17 protein-coding genes and 1 riboswitch are annotated in these 18110 nt (G+C 49.7%); of the genes, 8 read left to right on the top strand and 9 right to left on the bottom strand.

All coding sequences use genetic code 11. The annotated features are described in order from the left end of the window. The 3 genes from IQ256_RS07820 to IQ256_RS07810 are packed head-to-tail and all read left to right on the top strand — an operon-like array spanning position 1 to position 2572. The gene (locus tag IQ256_RS07820; protein WP_193854981.1) at positions 1-1239 is read left to right on the top strand and encodes an acyl-CoA dehydrogenase family protein; all 1239 of its coding nucleotides are present in this window, start codon (positions 1-3) and stop codon (positions 1237-1239) included. Continuing rightward, positions 1230-1973 carry a PIG-L deacetylase family protein gene (locus IQ256_RS07815; protein WP_193854980.1) on the top strand — a complete coding sequence of 248 codons (744 nt, stop codon included), beginning with the start codon at positions 1230-1232 and terminating at the stop codon, positions 1971-1973. Before IQ256_RS07820 ends, IQ256_RS07815 begins: the two co-directional genes overlap by 10 nt. Further along, positions 1973-2572: an SAM-dependent methyltransferase gene (locus IQ256_RS07810; protein WP_193854979.1), complete on the top strand. Its 600-nt coding sequence runs from the start codon at positions 1973-1975 to the stop codon at positions 2570-2572. The genes IQ256_RS07815 and IQ256_RS07810 overlap by 1 nt, the downstream gene beginning before the upstream one ends. Here IQ256_RS07810 and IQ256_RS07805 read toward each other — a convergent pair. From IQ256_RS07805 to IQ256_RS07795, 3 genes are all read right to left on the bottom strand, one after another. Continuing rightward, entirely contained in the window at positions 2519-3796 is a 1278-nt protein-coding gene (locus IQ256_RS07805) for a glycosyltransferase family 2 protein (RefSeq protein ID WP_193854978.1), read from the bottom strand. The genes IQ256_RS07810 and IQ256_RS07805 overlap by 54 nt on opposite strands. 176 nt (positions 3797-3972) lie before the next feature. After that, positions 3973-4296 carry a membrane protein insertion efficiency factor YidD gene (gene yidD / locus IQ256_RS30330; RefSeq protein WP_193854977.1) on the bottom strand — a complete coding sequence of 108 codons (324 nt, stop codon included), beginning with the start codon at positions 4294-4296 and terminating at the stop codon, positions 3973-3975. Positions 4297-4570: 274 nt separating this feature from the next. Continuing rightward, entirely contained in the window at positions 4571-5068 is a 498-nt protein-coding gene (locus IQ256_RS07795; protein ID WP_193854976.1) for a DUF4383 domain-containing protein, read from the bottom strand. A gap of 370 nt (positions 5069-5438) precedes the next feature. On the opposite strand from IQ256_RS07795, the gene IQ256_RS07790 reads away from it, so the two are divergent. After that, complete coding sequence (locus IQ256_RS07790) at positions 5439-7196, top strand: D-alanyl-D-alanine carboxypeptidase family protein (RefSeq protein ID WP_193854975.1); 1758 nt, start codon at positions 5439-5441, stop codon at positions 7194-7196. Between the two features lie 19 nt (positions 7197-7215). Next, positions 7216-7614 carry a hypothetical protein gene (locus IQ256_RS07785; RefSeq protein WP_193854974.1) on the top strand — a complete coding sequence of 133 codons (399 nt, stop codon included), beginning with the start codon at positions 7216-7218 and terminating at the stop codon, positions 7612-7614. Between the two features lie 4 nt (positions 7615-7618). On the opposite strand, the gene IQ256_RS07780 is transcribed toward IQ256_RS07785, so the two are convergent. Continuing rightward, a complete protein-coding gene (locus IQ256_RS07780; protein WP_193854973.1) occupies positions 7619-7900 on the bottom strand; it encodes a hypothetical protein in 282 nt (93 codons plus the stop codon). Between the two features lie 89 nt (positions 7901-7989). Here IQ256_RS07780 and IQ256_RS07775 point away from each other — a divergent pair, with 89 nt between their 5' ends. Beyond that, entirely contained in the window at positions 7990-8487 is a 498-nt protein-coding gene (locus IQ256_RS07775) for a hypothetical protein (RefSeq protein WP_193854972.1), read from the top strand. Between the two features lie 457 nt (positions 8488-8944). On the opposite strand, the gene thiC is transcribed toward IQ256_RS07775, so the two are convergent. The 3 genes from thiC to IQ256_RS07760 form a co-directional block, all read right to left on the bottom strand. Then, complete coding sequence (gene thiC, locus IQ256_RS07770) at positions 8945-10447, bottom strand: phosphomethylpyrimidine synthase ThiC (RefSeq protein WP_193854971.1); 1503 nt, start codon at positions 10445-10447, stop codon at positions 8945-8947. A 174-nt stretch (positions 10448-10621) separates the two neighbouring features. Further along, the gene (locus IQ256_RS07765; RefSeq protein WP_193854970.1) at positions 10622-12238 is read right to left on the bottom strand and encodes a Na+/proline symporter; all 1617 of its coding nucleotides are present in this window, start codon (positions 12236-12238) and stop codon (positions 10622-10624) included. Then, the gene (locus IQ256_RS07760; RefSeq protein ID WP_193854969.1) at positions 12153-12365 is read right to left on the bottom strand and encodes a hypothetical protein; all 213 of its coding nucleotides are present in this window, start codon (positions 12363-12365) and stop codon (positions 12153-12155) included. Before IQ256_RS07760 ends, IQ256_RS07765 begins: the two co-directional genes overlap by 86 nt. Beyond that, positions 12352-12456: riboswitch (TPP riboswitch) on the bottom strand. It overlaps the preceding gene by 14 nt. 1068 nt (positions 12457-13524) lie before the next feature. Between IQ256_RS07760 and IQ256_RS07755 the strand changes: the two genes are divergently transcribed. Next, positions 13525-13899, top strand: a complete 375-nt coding sequence (locus IQ256_RS07755; RefSeq protein ID WP_193854968.1) for a hypothetical protein — start codon at positions 13525-13527, stop codon at positions 13897-13899. 228 nt (positions 13900-14127) lie between these two features. Further along, a complete protein-coding gene (locus tag IQ256_RS07750) occupies positions 14128-16641 on the top strand; it encodes a filamentous hemagglutinin N-terminal domain-containing protein (protein ID WP_193854967.1) in 2514 nt (837 codons plus the stop codon). Between the two features lie 168 nt (positions 16642-16809). Here the strand turns inward: IQ256_RS07750 and IQ256_RS30325 are convergent, their stop codons facing one another. Together IQ256_RS30325 and IQ256_RS07735 are read right to left on the bottom strand one after the other, a co-directional pair. Further along, positions 16810-17187, bottom strand: a complete 378-nt coding sequence (locus IQ256_RS30325; RefSeq protein ID WP_370623374.1) for a DUF3368 domain-containing protein — start codon at positions 17185-17187, stop codon at positions 16810-16812. A gap of 262 nt (positions 17188-17449) precedes the next feature. Continuing rightward, on the bottom strand, positions 17450-18110 hold a 661-nt coding region (locus IQ256_RS07735; RefSeq protein WP_228024670.1), incomplete at its 5' end, for an Ig-like domain-containing protein.

The following is an 18110-nucleotide window of genomic DNA, read 5'->3' as shown; positions in this document are numbered from 1 at the left end:
ATGACTGCTACCTCAACCTACTCTCGACAGAAATCCACTAGTGATCGCCCGCTCTCATCGTCACCTAGTTTATCGTCCCAATCGTCTAGTTCAGCTGCAGAGCTGTTGCAAATGTCAGCAGAGATTGCTGAAAAAGCAGCGCTAAATGCGGCTTCGGTTGATTGTATCGGGGGGTTTCCGGCAGAGGATTTTAGCGCTCTAGCTGAGGCAGGTCTTTTGAGCGCGCCGCTACGTTCGGACTTAGGCGGGGCAGGGTTAGGCTTTGACGCTAGCCAGATGGGCCTATTGCTACAAATTCTCAAGCAGATAGGTCGCGGCAACTTATCGCTAGGACGGGTGTTTGAGGGGCATGTGAATGCGCTTCAGCTTGTTCAAACCTTTGCGACAGAAGAGCAGATTCAGACGTTTGCCAAAGATGTTCATCATCAAAAGGTGTTTGGTGTTTGGAATGCGGAGGCGGCGGATGGGGTAAAGCTACATCCGCTAGGCGCTAGGCGCTATCGGCTAGAAGGCAGTAAGACTTTTTGTTCGGGGTGCGGCTATGTAGAACGGCCTTTTGTGAGTGGAATGCTACCGGATGGGGGTTGGCAAATGTGCATCGTACCTATGGAGAAGGTGGAGGTAGCTGTAGACCCGGACTGGTGGCAGCCGCCAGGAATGCGAGCTTCTGCTAGCTATAAAGTTGATTTCACTGGGGTAGAAATTGGCCCAAACGAGGTGATTAGCGAGCCCGGTGATTACTTTCGGCAGCCTTGGCTCAGCGGCGGTGTGGTCCGATTTGCAGCGGTGCAGCTAGGCGGAGCAGAGGCGCTGTTTGATGCAACTCGTGAATATTTGCAAGATTTAGGGCGCACGGATCATCCGCATCAGCAGGCACGGTTGGGGAAGATGGCGATCGCACTCGAACAAGGCAATCTCTGGCTACAGGGCAGTGCTGCTCAGATCGAAAGATACGCCGCCATTTTTGGAGGAATGCCAAGCCAACCCCATCCAAACAGCGCTCAGCTAGTGGGCTACTGCAACATGGTGCGAACTGCGATTGAACAGATTTGCATGGACATGATCCAGCTCTCAGAGCGCTGTATCGGCACCCAAGGATTGCTGCCACCGCACCCAATGGAACGAATTATTCGAGACCTGACGCTGTATCTTAGACAGCCTGCTTTTGATGCTTCTCTCACGGGAATAGGCGAGTATGTGCTATCGAGCGAAGTGCGAGCGATGGAGCTATGGTCTTAGCGACGGCCCTGCCAGTCAAAACAATAGATGCGCTCTTGGAAGAGTACTCACCAGTGCGCCGGGTCGTTGTGGTTGCGCCGCACCCAGATGACGAAACGTTAGGCTGTGGCGGGGCGATTGCTCACTTCTGCCAGCATGGCATTCCGGTTCAGGTGATGATTATGAGCGATGGCACCCAGTCCCACCCTAATTCCAAACGCTTTCCGGCTGAAGCGCTAAGGCAGATAAGAGAATTAGAAACGGGCGAAGCTCTGAAGCTGTTAGGCACTGAAAACATGACGTTTTTTCGATGGCCAGATACGGCGGTTCCCAGTTTAGGAGAGTCGCTCGGTCAACAAGAAAGGTTTGCTAAGGCAGTCCAGCGGTGCGATCGCTATTTTCGTGCTTATTTACCCGATCTAGTTTTTTTGCCCTGGCAGTACGATCGGCACTGTGATCACCGAGCTACCTGGCAAATCGTTCGTTACTGCCTAAAGTCGTGGGCACAGCCGCCCCGCCAGCTAGCCTATTCGATATGGGGCGATGACACTGCTGGTCTAGCGTCTTTGCCAGCAGGGGAAACGGGCTGGCGGCTAGATATTCGCTCAGTCGAGAATCTGAAGCGGCAGGCAGCCTTTGCCCATCGGTCTCAAACAACAGGTTTGATCGACGACGATCCCGCTGGCTTTCGGCTCACTGCGGAAATGCTCAACAACCTAATCCAGCCCTATGAAACCTACCTAGAGGTCAAATAATGTCTTCATCGCATGATGCAAAGTCCGCTTCTGTCCCGCCTGACTATTTCGAGAAGATGTATGCGGCTGATCTGGATCCTTGGGACTTTGAAACGAGTGAATACGAAGCTAAGAAGTATGCAGCGACGATATCAGTACTGCCGCGATCGCGATACCAATCGGCCTTTGAGATTGGTGGATCGATCGGTGTCCTCACAGAAAAACTAGCAGCCCGCTGCCAGTCTTTGCTCTCTATCGACGTTTCAAAACAGGCTCAAGGACGGGCAATAGAGCGCTGCCGGCACCTACCCCAAGTCGAATTTAGTATTTTGCAAGTACCGCATCAGTACCCCACGCGCACTTTTGATTTAACGGTTGTTTCCGAAGTTGGCTACTACTGGGGTAAGCAAGATCTACAAACGGCCCAGCAAAAAATTGCCGAGCATTTAGAACCCGGCGGTCATCTGTTGCTAGTTCACTGGACACCGTATGTAGAAGATTATCCGCTCACGGGTGACCAAGTACATGAGGCTTTTTTGCAGGAGGTGGGCACGGTTTATCACTCGTTAGTGAGCCGGCGAGAAGAGCGGTATCGCCTGGACCTGTTGGAGCGCTTTTAGAATAACTACAAGACTTGTCCCGGTATAGTGAGGTCGACTTGAGTCTTTAGAAGATTGACAAATTGCCTGTAGGCGTTGACGCAGCCGCATATTAGCCGCGCTGATTTCAGTGGTTGGCCGAAGCTGACAAGCATCTGTCTGATGAGCCTGATAGTCGGAGACTGTAGCGACTAATCTACCAAAAGTAGAGGCAGTTTCTATGCATCTTTGTAGCCTGGCTTCTGGCACCCCTAAGCCCTTAGCCAGAATATCGGTTGTTCTAACGTAGTCTTTGATGTTGAAGCTGCGATCGCTTTGCAATATAGCCCATACCTGCCGCAGATGCCGCCGAATGAGTATACGACCTTCGGTAATTTCGGGCGATTCCACAAGTACCGTCTGACCTGTCTGACTAGCGTTCGTGAGCGTTTCTAGTAGTTCTGCTAGTCCGCCAGTTGCTCTACCGACCCGGCGAGCGCTAGTAAAAACGCGCACATCTGGGCTATGCCGAATTTTGGCATCGGCCAGCCTTAGCCGCTGATACAAAGCAACATCTTCCTCATCCTTAACTAATGGCAGTCCGCCAACGTGGCCGTACATCTCCGCTGAGATTGCCATATTCGCTCCATAGTACTGGAAATGACGTGGCCAGCAGTCGTGCATTTGAGGGTCGAGAGAGCACTCCATCTGAGCCGAAATATAGGCATGGGCGATATGACGCAGGTAGTAAAGTGAGACTTTTGGGTCGATATCTAGAGTCCTCGACCGACAGGTGATAATTCGACCCCCCACTGCGTCCACGCCTTTATCAAACTCGTTTAGCAACGCGCTGATCCAGTTAGAAGCGACTTGGGTATCCCCATCGGTAGAAGCAATAATGCGATTCTGTCGTCCGATCAGCGAGAGTCGTCGGTAGGCTTCGTCCATCGCCATCTGACGCGCTTTGCCCACGTGCGCGATCTCTTTTGGAAGAGAGGCTTGAACGATCTGAAGCTGCAGGAGTGGATAGCAGGCGCTGAGCTGTTTGGCTACCTCTACTGTATTATCAGTACAATTGTTAGCAAGTACTAGAGTTTCATAGCTATTAGGGCTCAACACATCTCCCCGGCTGTCTACTTGATTTGCTAGCGCTTGGATAACTGCGGGTAGGTTTTCCGCTTCATTGCGAACGGGAATAATGACGCTGACACGACAGTCTGCTAACGGTGGCGAACTAGTTAAGCGGGGAAGCAGAGTTGTTTGCAAACGAGAGCAACCTGAAGAATCATTTGATTCAACAGGCGTCAAAGTTGAAGAATACACAAAGGAACAATCCTTTAAGAGACTTAGTATCTAATTCTCACAGATTGTCTAAGTCTGTTTCTCTTCACAAAGTTGTATCTAGCTACGTCTGTGTACGCAAGCTAGTGATGGATCTATCGCTAGATAGGAATACAGCAGGGTATAACAATGCAACCGCTCTGCAGCTTTGTCTTCAAGTTTATTTTAACTAAGTTTGTTTCACTTGAGCTGAGGGTGACGGCGGCTTGGTGGCAGGCTCGAAATCGAGTAGACGCCATTTGCACAGCGGATAATAAATCCTGTTGCTTTAGGGTTTGCTTGACGTGTTCTGAGCAAGATTCGCCTCGGTAGAGTACTCTGTGGGGACATGAGAATCCCTTACGAGGCGATAGATAGCGCTGATAGGTGTTGATGCTAGAGATGGCTGTGCGGCAAGCAAGCTGGTCAAAGGTATAGACTGGCATCGGCTGAACTGTAGGGAATGCCTGCCTTTTTACCGCAGCGCCAGTGAACGCAACTCCCTCATAAGGCGCATTTGAACGCTACTTTTAGAAGGTAGGGATGATAAGGTGTCATAGCAAAATCGCTCTCACCTCCCAATAGATGAAAGACAAAAGCAATTTGCATTCCTATGATGGACTTTTGATAGCTCGATGCTTCAGATTAGTCTTTTGCAGATCAAATCATCAATAGATCAAAGCGGGCTCAGATCGTATGAGTTGCCTATGAATGAGCTGCCTACGAGTCAGAGCGAAATGGAGTTCGAGAGAGTGGCTCAGGCTTCAGGTCATCAGGAACAGAAGGGTCTTGATCTCGGCGGCCTCGATCGAGGTAGAAGCCAAAGTAGGCAGCGGCGATCGCACTACCCAGATGCAGCCAAACATCGTTGCCATACAGCGGCATCAAACCAAAGAAAGTATTAGCTACAGGAATAAGACCTAAGATTCCTATAAAGCCAAGCCAGACAGCCAATGTATCGACGCATAGGCGAGCGAATGCTTCTGTCCCTGCTACATAGCCAGCAATGCCTGTTAACCCTACGACTAGATAGAGAGAGGCTTCAAAAGCGTTGATTGGAAATAGGCCGTAGAGATAGCCAATGCCGTCAGTGACACCGACCTGTTTCATAATCTCAGGGATCTGAGCGGCTGGAGATACGAGAGAAGGAATTAACCCTGTAAAGCCAAGGACTGAATAGATCAGACCTATAACGAGTGAAAAATAGCGAACTGCCATCGAGATAGATATCCTCTGAATAAAACTACCTTATTAGTACAGCGATTTTCACTATGAACAACCTTGGTCGAAGGGAGTAGGTTTGAACTATCGAAGGACTGGGAATGCTGTCTCAGTTTGCCCTTCTTTGAAGAGCAGCGTAGTCAAACTATAGATGTCAAAAGTAGAACAAGAGATACCGAAGGTAAAACAAGAAACAAAATTATAGAAGAGATCGGTTAAAGCGGAGAAAATATTAGCTGCTATTCACAACAAAATTATTGAAAAATATGACGTGGGGAAAAATTGCGTCAGGAAATGTGGCAGGAAAATAAGTATCGGACGGTGAAGTTACGTATGGTAGTGGTATAGATGATTTTTCTACTGGCGAATGAGTACGCAGATATTGAAAGACCGATTTGAGCTAAAAAAAACGCTGGTCTGTACAGATTTCAGAACGGTTTATTTGGCGTGCGATCGCCATCATCCTCAGCGTCCGCCGTGTCAGGTGATGGCTATTCAATATCGTCAGCGCGAAATTCGTCATCGTTTAGAACGTGAGGCTCAGATTCTAGAGCAGCTAAGCCAGTCTGCCGCTGTTCCTGAACTGATTGCCTATTTCTACACGGAAGCTGAACATACGCCAGCTACGAAAACCGGCTCTGCAAAAACCAGATCCGCAAAAACCGAGTTCGCAGCGACTAAATTCGCAGAAACCAGCCAGCCTTATGAGCAAAATCTCGACCGCCAAAATACTTTCTACTTTGTGCAAACACATATCTCTGGGCACCCGCTCAGCGTTGAGATTAAGCCGGGCAAACGGCTTAGCGAAAGCTATGTCGTCAAGCTTATCCAAGATGTTTTAGTCAGTCTGAATTCTATTCATGCTCAAGGTGTGGTTCACCAGCAGCTACATCCTCAGCATCTGATTCGACAAGACAAGGACGGTCAAATTTTCCTGACTTACTTTGCTGATCTTTCTCGATTAGAAAGAAGTGAGGTAGACGCCAGCGGCAACCTATTCACGGTTGTGCCAATGAGCCCTCATGCATACGTTGCGCCCGAACAGCTCCAGCCAGACTACGACCAGAATCCTCAGCCCGCGAGCGATCTGTATGCGTTAGGACTGATCGCAATCGAAGCGTTGACAGGCCGCTCTCACCACGACTTTAGCTACGATCCCGTTAGAGGACTGATGTGGCGAGAAGGCGTAGAAGTGAGTCTGCACTTAGCAGAGTTTATCGATCGGCTGGTGCGGCAAGACTGGCGCGATCGCTTTGATAGCGCCAAGCAGGCAATGGATACTTTGAGTCAGGGATGCGATCGCCAAAGAATTGCTCAAAATAGCCGTTTACCTACCGTGATTGCCGCCCCAGGCGCTCAGCCATACAAGACCGCTATTCAACCTGGTCGATCTAGTGCTAACTGGCCGTCGCTTCCGCCCAATCGCAGTGGTGGCGGCAGTGGCGGTGCAGTGGCGAAGGCCGCCGCTAGCCCGCCTGCAAGTCCTACCAGGTTCTCTAGGCCCCAGCCGCTCAATCCTCGCCTCTTCAAAATTTTTGTCACTGGTGTCGCTGTCCTACTGATGCTTGGCCTCAGCGTTAGAGCTTACCAGTGGGGCCGATACCGTCTATCTCGCCTGCCTCAAGACTGGCAAAGCTGGACTGCTAATGTTCTGCCAGCATCCGATTCGAACGCGCCAGATAACGCAGCAACCAATGTAGCGACCAATGCTGCTAAGCCGTCCCAGCTTACTAATCTGCTAGAAGACGGTAGCATCTTACTCAGGCCCGAGGCGGCAGATGCCTACTGGAGAATGTTTGCGGCAGCTAGAGCAGAAGGCATCGAACTATACGCCCTATCCGGCTACCGCGAACCGGCTCAAACGGCAGAGGGTGCTTCAAATGATGACGCTTCATCTGCGAGCGTCAGCGACTATCATACGGGATACGCCGTTGATATTGGTGGCAGTGAAAAATCAACCGATCGACAGCTCAGCTTCAGAAGAACAGAGGCTTTTCGGTGGCTAAAGGCAAACGCTCAGACCTACGGCTTTGAACTGTCCTCTCCCAAAAGAGGGCTGATAGGCTCTTCTCCTGAGCCCTGGCACTGGCGATACAATCCGCAAGCTGACAAGTCCAAGAACTAATTTAAGAACTGATTCCTCCATGCAACCCGTCGATTCATCGCAGCGCTTGATGGCTTACTACAACAAGATACCCAGTACACTTTTGCTGGCGGGTGGGATAGCAGGCACTGCTTATTATCTTTGGAGCGCCACTCAGATAGGCAATAGTCTTTCTCCTTTGACTGGACTGGCAGTTGGATTCTTTGGTTTGGGCTGCTACTGCTTGCAACGCCCCTATTTCTTACTAGAGTCCCAGCGACTGACCGTGTACAACTTGCTAGGAATGGAAAAGAAGCGATACACCTTTGAATCTTGGGACGTTGTGAAAGCAGATAGTCGTCGGATTTATATAGACGATAACGGCATTACCAAGAAGGTGCCTGTCACGCCTTGGCTAGTTAAAGGAGACGATTGGGCGGTGATGCGAAGCCTGCTATGAGATATTAGGATGCTACAGCTCGTAGAAGCTGCTCAAGCCCAAAGTTTTGCTTAATACAGTCAATATCAATTGAGCGGCCACCAGACCATACCTGGACGGTGGATAGCTGCGCGTCAGTCGGCCTTGGCACTGCTTTTAATTGCCCGTCTTCCCATAGTTCCATCACCAGCAAATCGACAGGCACCAGCAGTTTAGATCCGTTATCAAGCGAGATCTCAAAGCACCGTCCCTTTGCTTCATAGCTGACAGACTCAATCAGCGTTGTGATGGGTTTAGTTGCGAGCATCTTAGGGTCAAAGTTGTTTTGCTGATAGCTGTGCCGTCATTAGGAGGGTATACCCAGAAGAGTCTATTATAAAAGGCTAAGGAGGAGCTATGGCTGACAGTTCTGAACCGCAAGGCGAAAATACTCCAACTGAAGAGCGTTTAGAGATTGAATCTCAGCTCTTGCGAGACTATCTGGCAGACATGGAAGAACATATGTCAGCTCAGGCAGAACGTTGTCGGATAGAAATGAGAGAGTTGGAATCCCAATGGAACGCTAGGTTAGCCGCTGCAGCCAAACGGACTTCAAGCAGTATCAACGCAGGGGCTCTGACGCAAGTTTCAACTACATATGCCATTCCCCAGTCGAAAAGAAAGGGGTGGATCTCTGACATTTTTGATTTTCCATCTTTTTTGTTGGCTTCCTTAAATGGCGAAAACCGGCTTGCCAGGAATCGTCAACTTCAAAAGAAATATATTGAATTCCTTCCCGAATCAATTGCAAGATTTGAAACTCGCATTCAACAGCGACAGTCCGAAAGTGCGAAGTTGAGGGAAGACACTCAGGATATGCTATCTAGCCTAGCAAAGATAGTTGCAGAGCTATGAGCCTTTCAGATATAGCTACCTTCGGAAAAAAGTTGCTTTTCTTGACTGAGCGAGTAGACAAAAATGCCGAAGAGATTAGAGCCCTCCGCTAAGACCTCAAGACATTAACGGATTTCACCCAAAAAGTAGCTTATGCAGTTAAACGGAATCAAGCGAGTGCAGAGGACAAGGATACAATTCTAGTCCAGAAGCTAGAGAACGAGTTACTCAAGCTTGAAAACCGACTGCTGTCCTCAAACCAGTGCCCTCCACTAAAAGATGGGAGCGGTCCGCGTCCGACAACAGAGTCATCGGACCAGTAACCCTTGTCTTACTGGTCTTTGGCGGGGTTCAACCTCCGAGGTATCAGTATTACAGGAAAGACCTTTCAGCTCTCTTCTGACAGTAGTTTTGGGCTATAGTCTCAAACCTAAACCGTCCCCCTTTGCTGAACCACGCCTTCTATTCTCTCTATCTCTTAATTCTTCGCCAAGAACTTCTCTAGCTCGCTCAGCTTCTCCGCATCAATCTTCGTTTGCATCGGACAAAACTTTGGCCCGCACATAGAACAGAATTCGGCTGTTTTATAGATATCAGCGGGTAGCGTTTCATCGTGATACTCACGGGCGCGATCGGGATCTAGAGATAGTTCGAACTGTTTGTTCCAGTCGAAGTTGTAGCGGGCACGGGAGAGTTGGTCATCGCGATCGCGTGCGCCCGGACGGTGACGGGCAATATCAGCCGCATGGGCCGCAATCTTGTAGGCGATCAGGCCATTGCGAACGTCTTCTGCGTCGGGCAAGCCCAGATGCTCTTTGGGGGTGACGTAGCACAGCATCGCCGTACCATGCCAGCCTGCCATCGCCGCGCCAATAGCAGAAGTGATATGGTCGTAGCCCGGTGCAATGTCTGTTACTAGCGGCCCTAGCACATAGAAAGGCGCTTCAGAACACTCTTCCATCTGCTTTTTCACATTCATTTCGATCTGGTCTAGCGGGACGTGGCCAGGGCCTTCTACCATCACCTGCACATCGTGCTTCCAGGCTCTACGGGTCAGATCTCCTAGTGTCTTTAGCTCGGCAAATTGGGCTTCGTCGGAGGCGTCATGCTGACAGCCAGGCCGCAAAGAATCACCCAAACTAAAAGAGACGTCGTAGCGCTTGAAGATCTCGATAATGTCGTCGTAGTGGCTAAAGAGCGGATTTTGCTTGTGATGGTGAAGCATCCACTGGGCCATGATGCCACCGCCGCGCGACACAATGCCTGTCAAGCGACCCTTTACCAGTGGCAAGTGCTCAATCAAAATGCCCGCATGGATAGTCATGTAGTCTACGCCTTGCTGCGCGTGCTTTTCGATGATGTGCAAAAAGTCTTGCGCGTCTAGATTCTCAATGCTGCCGTGGACGCTTTCTAGTGCCTGGTAGATCGGTACAGTCCCGATGGGAATCGGCGAGCTGTTGATGATGGCAGTGCGAATTTCGTCGAGATTGCCGCCGCCAGTAGAGAGATCCATCAGCGTGTCTGCGCCATATTTGACCGCTAGATGCAGCTTGGCAACTTCTTCGTCGATATCAGAGGAGTTGGGAGAAGCGCCAATATTGGCATTAACTTTGCACTTACTGGCGATGCCGATGGCCATCGGCTCTAGGTTGGGATGGTTGATATTAGCAGGAATGATCATCCGGCCTCTTGCTACTTCGTCTTTGATCAAAGAGACGGGCAGATTTTCTCGTTTAGCCACATACTCCATTTCTTCGGTGACTAGCCCTTGGCGGGCGTAGTGCATTTGAGTCACGTTCTTTTGACCCTGGCGCTTGGCGATCCAGCTAGTGCGTAGCGCAGCAGATGGCGTAGAAGGTTGAGTCGAATCCGTATTGAGTGATGGGACATGAGCATTTGTTGTATCTTTTGTGGTTTGTTCTGGTGAGAGATTTGCTGATTTGGCTGGAGCTGACTGTTTGGAGTTCAATTGACCCGTCATTGCGAATTACCTATTGGGGGTTGGATAGTGAGTTTAGACACTGTCTAGACGTTCTTATCCCAACCTTTGCTGTGCCTAATGAGCAAAGGTTGTGGACTCAGCACTTTTCCTTTCAAGCATTTACCTGAACTTGAGTAAGAGAAAAGGTGAGGGGATGAAGATTAGTAAGTTGTATTAGTAAGGTTTTACCTGAGCTAAATCGCTGTAGTTAAAGGGTTTGATTTTGTCTCTTTTGAAGCGTTTGTTTATGAGCTGACAGAGAAGCGTAATCAGAACTGAACTGAATAAAGCAGCGGCAAAACTGTTGAGCAAATCGCCGCCGCCAGGAATGGCAAATAAGGGTGAAAAGTCTGGTTTCGGGAAAAACAATGTGCCGATCGCAATGCCAACAACAGAACTAATAAAGGCATCGCTGGCGCTTTGATAGCGGCTGTATAAGCTGAAGATGATGGGGAACAGGAGCGCGGCGCAGATCAGGTCGGCAACGAAAAAGAGATAGAGGACGCTGTAGCCTTGAGCTGCGATCGCAACTGCCAAAAGACCCACAGCCACCGTCAAAATGCGAGAAATCATCAGCACCTGAGCCGGTTTTTGAGACAGCCGCAGCAAATCCACCGTAAATACAGCGCTGATGCCGTTGAGCATCGTGTCTAGGCTACTCATCACTAGCGCCACCGCCAGCAGTACGACTGCCCCGAGTAGCCAGCTAGGAATGGCTAGGGTTTGCAGCAGATCAAAAAACGCTGTCGTCCCGCTCAGCTCGAAGCCAGCCGCGATGACACCTAATAAACCTGAGAGGAACAGCAGCGGCAAAATCACCAGCGCCGACCCCAAAAAAGCGCGTCGAACCGTCTGGTCATCTTTGCAAGCGTATACTCTTTGCCAGTTTCCTTGATTAAACAGTTCAGCGGCAATGATGGCAATAATCAGCGTTGCGCCGAACCGAAGCCCACCCACATTACCAAAGGACAACAGCGCTGGCAGATCCTCGGCAACAGGTGCAAAAGCGGCAGTCCAGCCACCGAGCGAAATGATCGTAGCCACAAAGCAAATCAGCAGTAGCGGCACAATCAAGATGAACTGAGCGGCGTCAGTCAGGATAGTAACTTTGAGGCCGCCGTAGGTGGTGTATAGAAAAACGGCAGTGATCACGACTAGAGAGGTGGTTAATAGCGGTACGTTGGCCACTAGCTGGAGGGCCTGGGCGATCGCAGTCAATTCCGCCGCCAAATAGACAAACATGTATAACAACATGACGCTGACAGTCAGTAGATACATTGCCTGTCCCCAAAGATTACCGCTCGTTGTGAGCTCCTTGCTTGGTTCGTTCCTGAATTCAACTAAGGTGATGTGCTGAGGACGCGCGGAGAGTGGGTCTCTAGATGCCTGTTGACCGAGTGCCTGCTGACCGGGTGCCTGCTGACCCAATACCTGTTCCACTGGCTGACCAAAGCGATAGCGAACATACTCATTGAGCGAATGGCCCCACGGCATAATCTGTCGTAGCCTAGGACCGACAAAACAGAACACAAACACCGCCGCCGCCGATCCAATGCAATAGCCCAAAATTGCGCTCAGGCCGCCGAAAGTAGACCCGGCCTCCGCCGGACTAAACAAGATCCAAGCACCCAAAGCAGAGGCCGTGATCGTCGCTAGCGCCATCGGGCCGCCGATCTGGTTACGGCTGACCATATAGTCTTCTAGATCAACCGTTCGCCTGCCTACCTGGGTCAATCCCAGCAGGGCAAAGGTAGCCGTCGCCACCAGCAAAATCAGCAAACTCAATCCCATGCTTCAACGCCTCTTCGTACGCCTGATATAGCCACAGCGCATAGGAAGATCGACGTGAGCTAGTCAAGCTCGCTGACCAAAAAGTCAGACTGCTCGAACTCGAATCAATCATTGAGAAATTTTTCATGCTTTCCTCCGCTGGTATTATCCAGGTTCAGGTTCAGAGGGTATATTCTCAGCCTTATTCCTTCCGGGTTAAGGCACCCCTAGCGCTTATTGACTCAAATGCTATCACTTCCGCTGAGCTTGGCTACAGGCCGTTAACAATCGCAACAAACTTAGCGACAGGCTGTTAATAATTTCATAGATTCCGATGAATCCCTTGACACCACAAATTCACTTGGAAACCAGGTTTTTGGAGCACAAGAAAACTCGATGCTTGGTTCGGACATTTCGTTGTTCACTCAACTATCGGAAGCAGTGACGTTTGAGCATCAGAAAACTGAGGCGTTGAGTTCTACTTTAGTCAAAACCCACTACCTTAGAAGCAGATAGTGATTCTAAGCGAAGATAGTACAGACTCACCAAACTGAAAACGAGGCTTTTCGGAACGATAGAATTGTTTCAAAACTCATAGCAGCTATCATTTGTGAGACACGCTACGAAGCCGAAAAGGTAGAGCATATCTGTGTTTCCTACTTCATGAGCAGTAATAGATTGAAAGTCCAAAAGGAAAGGTTTTTGGGATCTTTCACCACATAGAAACCACTCACGGAAAGTGGCTTACATTGAGCATTCAGCTGATTGAATAACAACGAGAATAAGCATTATCCGCTATCTAGGTCGGTTTGGCAGTTATGAATAAGCGTTCAGTGGTTGCGTTACGCAATTGTCTCAAGGATCTACTGGTTGCGCTCGTCTGTACTTTGTCTGGCTGCTTGTGGTCGGTGATAGGCATACAGTGCTTGCAAGCTACTCACTTTCCCAATTTCCGCGTGATGGACTTTGTTCTATACGCTTGGTTTTCCATAATTGGGTACGCGTGGACAGGGTTAGTTATGTACTCACTGGGAGTCTATAGCGCGGCTTGGCTAATGAGGCAGTTCTACCCTCGCCGCAAACCTGGCTTTGGACCGTCATTTTTAGTCTTGAGCGGGGGCTTCGGTCTAATATTGGGATGTTTGTTGCAATGGACCTGGCAAAAACCAACAACTTACCTCGTCTGGCATATATGTTCATGGGGCATCGTCGGTTCTTCCTTAGCAATATGGGCAACCTGCCAAAGCAAAAACTTTATGATAGGCAGGCGGCAGCTGAGACTTCGAATAGATGTTCCTTTACTACTAATGCTCTCGGTGTTTTGCCTTACTTACACTGGGTTCCCTGGTGCTAATGCCACTCCTCAGGTCAGAGAGCAATGGGGCCTTGAACATCCATCGGGTATGTACGGTGGCGTGAGTACCTTTAAAGGCTGCAAGCCGATTGTAGATAGGGTAGGTAATATTCAGTTTGTAGCACCTACTGAAGGGCCTAACTTTTATGCTAGTGATTATGGGTCGAATCACGGCGAAGGTGAGGTTACATTAGAGGTCGTTGGCAGCCGAGGGACAGGAATTGCTAATTATAAGCATTCTGGGTGGGGGGTATCGCTTTCTCCAGGCAGTAGCAACGTATCATTTACCTATCAAGGCAAGACAGAAAATATCTCCTGCCATAGCTAACTCGTCTGTTCTGTTGAGAGTTTTGCACTTTGCTGATAGGAGTTTGAGTAAGATGGACTAGCGAGGGGTCGGGTAGGTCGGGAGCGTTACCACTCCCTTCCCCCCGCTGGTCTATGTATCTCAATCGTTTGATGTGAACTAACAATTCAGAGATACATCAATAAAATAGGGAAAATTAGTCATAGGCATTCGCTACGGATGCCAAAAAATTATCTGTGGCTATCTTCAATGACCGTCTATCCCCGTCTACTTCATACACGCTGTCACTGGTGTTTCGTCCTGTTTGTGATTACTGCCTTTCCCTTTGTATATCGAACACCCGCGATCGCTCAAGTTAGCGCTGATACCTCTCTTTCGACACGCGTAGAGGTGTCTAATGGCTCCACATTTACTATCACAGACGGACAGCAAGCCGGGGAAAATCTATTCCATAGCTTTTCAGAATTTTCTGTTCCCACTGGCGCAGAGGCTATTTTTGCGCCTGATGCTAGCGTTGGGCGTATTATCAGTCGCGTGACTGGGGGAAATCTTTCTACTATCGATGGGACTGTAGAAGTCAGAGGTAATGCTGATCTATTCTTGTTGAATCCGAGTGGCATTCTCTTCAATGACAATGCTCAGCTCAAGCTAGAGGGTTCATTTGTGGGGTCAACGGCCAGCAGTATTAGTTTCACAGATGGATTTGTGCTGCCAACAGCGCAGACCTCCGCTGCTCCACTCCTTACCGTCAGTGCGCCAATAGGGCTACAGATGACACCAGCATCGGATGAAATTACGGCCCGTAATAGTGGCCATCATCTATCGTTTTCAGATCCCATTACTGACCAATTAATTACGAGGATGCCAAATAACGGCCTATCTGCTGGTGCTGGACGCACAATGGCATTCCTGGGCAATCGCATCAACTTCGAAGGGGGTATTGCAACCGCAGACTCCGGCAATATCGAGTTGGCTAGCGTGACAGAAGGAAACGTACACATTAGTTTCGATAGCAATCAAATTGCGCTAGATACGTCTACCGTAGAGCGCTTTAGTCATATCAGTATGACCCAGCAGGCTTTAGTCAATACCAGCGGTACTGGGAACAACGGAGTACATCTATGGGGAGATCTTATTGAGCTATCCGACAGCTCGATTGTGTTGGTTCAAAACCAAGGCAGCCAGTCAGGCTCCGAACTGTCAGTCACAGCAACAGAGGCAGTTAAATTAGCGGGAATAACCTCAGACGGTAGCTTGGGTAGTGGATTTTTTAGTGAAGCTAGCAGCACTGGAAACGGCCCGCAGATTAATGTGTCAGCGCCGCAGATGTCTATGCAAGGCGGCGACATTCGCTCAGTGACGACAGGCAGTGCGACAGGCGGTGAACTGTCGCTACAAATCGCAGACAGGGTCGAAGCCGACCGCTTCTGGCTCAGCGATTCCGTTTCTAAAGGAAGTATCATTTCTGCTCAGACCTCTGGGACAGGGCAAGCTGGAAATATCGATTTAGAGACTGAGCGGTTTATTTTAAGCAATGGTGGGTTGTTAAGTTCGTATGCCAATGGTGCGGGCGATGGCGGCGCAGTGAATCTAACAAATTTGCGATCGCTAGAACTCATGGCACAAAGGCAAGTCCCTCGACCTAGCGTTATCAGCTCTGCCAGTTTAGGCAATGGCAATGGCGGACGACTATACATACAAGCTGAGCAGGTGACACTGCTCGGATCTGGCGTGATTTCATCCTCTACTTACGGCGCTGGCAATGCCGGAGACGTTGTGATTGACGCCACAGAGTTTGTTGAAATCAATGGCGACCAGCCCGGAGCCGATATTACCAGCCAGATATCATCGACCAGCGAGCGCTTTGGCCAAGAGTTTGTTCGGCGAGCGCTAAGACTACCCACCGTACCCAGTGGTGATGCTGGCAGCGTCGAAATTAATACAGCTCAGCTGAGTGTCATTAACAATGCCGATTTGTCGGTTAGCAACGACGGTACAGGCAACGCCGGAAATATCACAGCCTCAGCAGCCGAAATCACCATTGCTCAAGCAGGAAACATCACCGCGACAACCCGCTCTGGAGAAGGTGGCGAGCTAGACTTAACGGGCCGCGACGTCATACTGCTCAGAAATTTAGGGTTAATCTCTTCTGAAGCAGGAGGTACAGGTAATGGAGGAAACATTATCTTGAGATCTCCGGTTGTACTAGGCGTCGAAAACAGTGACATTGTTGCCAATGCCTTTCAGGGTGACGGTGGCCGCATTACGATTGAATCGATTGCTATCCTCGGGCTAAGGCTTCGCGATGCGCTCACTCCTGGGAACGATATTACAGTCAGCTCGCAGTTTGGGACTAGTGGAACAGTCGAGACTAGCGTACTTGTCAGTAATCCATCCGACGGGACAGTTTCCCTTTCAGATGATGTCGTTGAAGTCGATCAGCAGGTAGCAGCAGGATGTTCGCAGCAACAAGCTAATCAATTCATCACCTCTGGGCGCGGAGGCATACCGGTAAGTCCACATAGTTATCTTGCAAGTAATCGCCCGTGGCAAGATCTTCGCATCCTCCAAGATTTATCGAGTCACCAAGTTGATACTCGCACCTCTGTCTATAATCAGCACACTGGCTCGGAACCGATTAATGTTCAAGAAGCCACTGGGTGGCAACAGACTGAAGCAGGAGAAATTGAACTTATGGACACGGCATCCTCTCCTCTTTCCAGTATGTCGACCACATCTTGCCTAGCGAACTACGATACATAGAAGAGAGAATGCAAGAAGCATTAGTTGTTTGCACTAATAGTCTTATCAGCAGATTCTTGACTATAAACCCAATCTCATTGTCTAGACCTTTTGAGCCATGAGGAAAAACGTATCTCTTTCTGTGTCTCAAAATAGCGTTCTCAAAAGCTTATAGAAGTTTTGAGAACGCTATTTTGAGAGTTCTTTAGCAAGCGTTAAGACACGCTGATAGAGCTGAGAGCTGATACGAAAGCCAGCTTGATTGCTCAAGGCATCCATGACAGGTTGAACTTTGAGAATAAGGCTCCTTTGCTTAGCGATGAGCAGAACACCCAGGATGTCGATGATTGACAGCCCGAGCCGAACCGCTTCTTGCCGTCCTAGTCTTTCATCAATGAGTAGATCATCAGCTTGCAGCTCAAGCGTCAGCGCGATCGCATTTGCTTCTCCAGCATCGAGCCCACGGCCTTGTTGCAGTTGATTAGCCAGTTGAGACTGAGGCAGCGGTCTCGTTTGAACCCAGTTCAGTTTAAGGATAGCTGGAATAGCTGGGTTGCTAGCTGCCACAAGTTCGCTAGCAACTACGTCGGGAACAATGACGGTCTGGTAGATAGCTTCTAGCAGCTAGAGATGCTCGACCACAGCCAAATTGGAAAGAGCGGAGGTATCGCTGACAATAATTACAGCCAGCCCCCGTTACGGAGGCGCTGAACATCCTACTCAAAGTCTTCCACATCATCGTTGCTTCGAGCATCTGCCCTTCGGTGATGCTCTTTTTCCTACCACCTTTACGGCCTTTGGCTCTCGCTGCTAGTCCTGTCAGCGTGCGTTAGTCGTCTACGCTGTCTTGCTCTGCTGGGTATATGACTAGCTGCAGCGTGGCCAGAAATGATCCGCCTCGGCCATCGACCAGTTCATACTGAAACCGATTCGCCACAGGTCTAGCAAGAGGTGCTCTGCTTTCCCGCTCCCAGGGGATGTAGGTGACACTACCATCGCCGTTGTTGACGAGCTGACCGCCGATAGAACTGTTATTGCCAATAGCGCCTAGGCTGACGATATCCTGTAAATCAGGGTCGTAGGCACCTTCTAAAAGGTTGATTGTGATACCTTCACCTTCTCGGAGATCAAAGGAAAGGCGTGGACCGTCGGGTGGCCTGTTAGGCACAGGTTCTGGTTCTGGTGGTTCTGGTTCTGGTGGTTCTGCGATCGCAATGACAACGTTAGCAGTGGCGGTTTCACCCGCTTCGTCTTCAATGGTGTAGGTAAAGCGATCGCGACCCTCCCCTTCACCCCCGTGGTAATAAACAACGCCGCCATCGTCGATGCCGGTCTGTCCAAACTGACCTGGCGAAACATCGATAATACTCAAGTCGCCTGCTGCGGACTCATCATTGGATAGAACGTCAATATAGGTTGATCCTCCGCGTGAAACAGTGCCTCTATCATCCGCTGCCTGAGGAGAGTCTGGTTCTGGCGTGGGTGTGGAC

Origin of the sequence: cf. Phormidesmis sp. LEGE 11477 (assembly GCF_015207105.1) — a bacterium.
Lineage (GTDB): Bacteria > Cyanobacteriota > Cyanobacteriia > Phormidesmidales > Phormidesmidaceae > Phormidesmis.
Note: the sequence above shows the minus strand (reverse complement) of the source record. Positions and strands in the feature narration are given on the sequence as shown.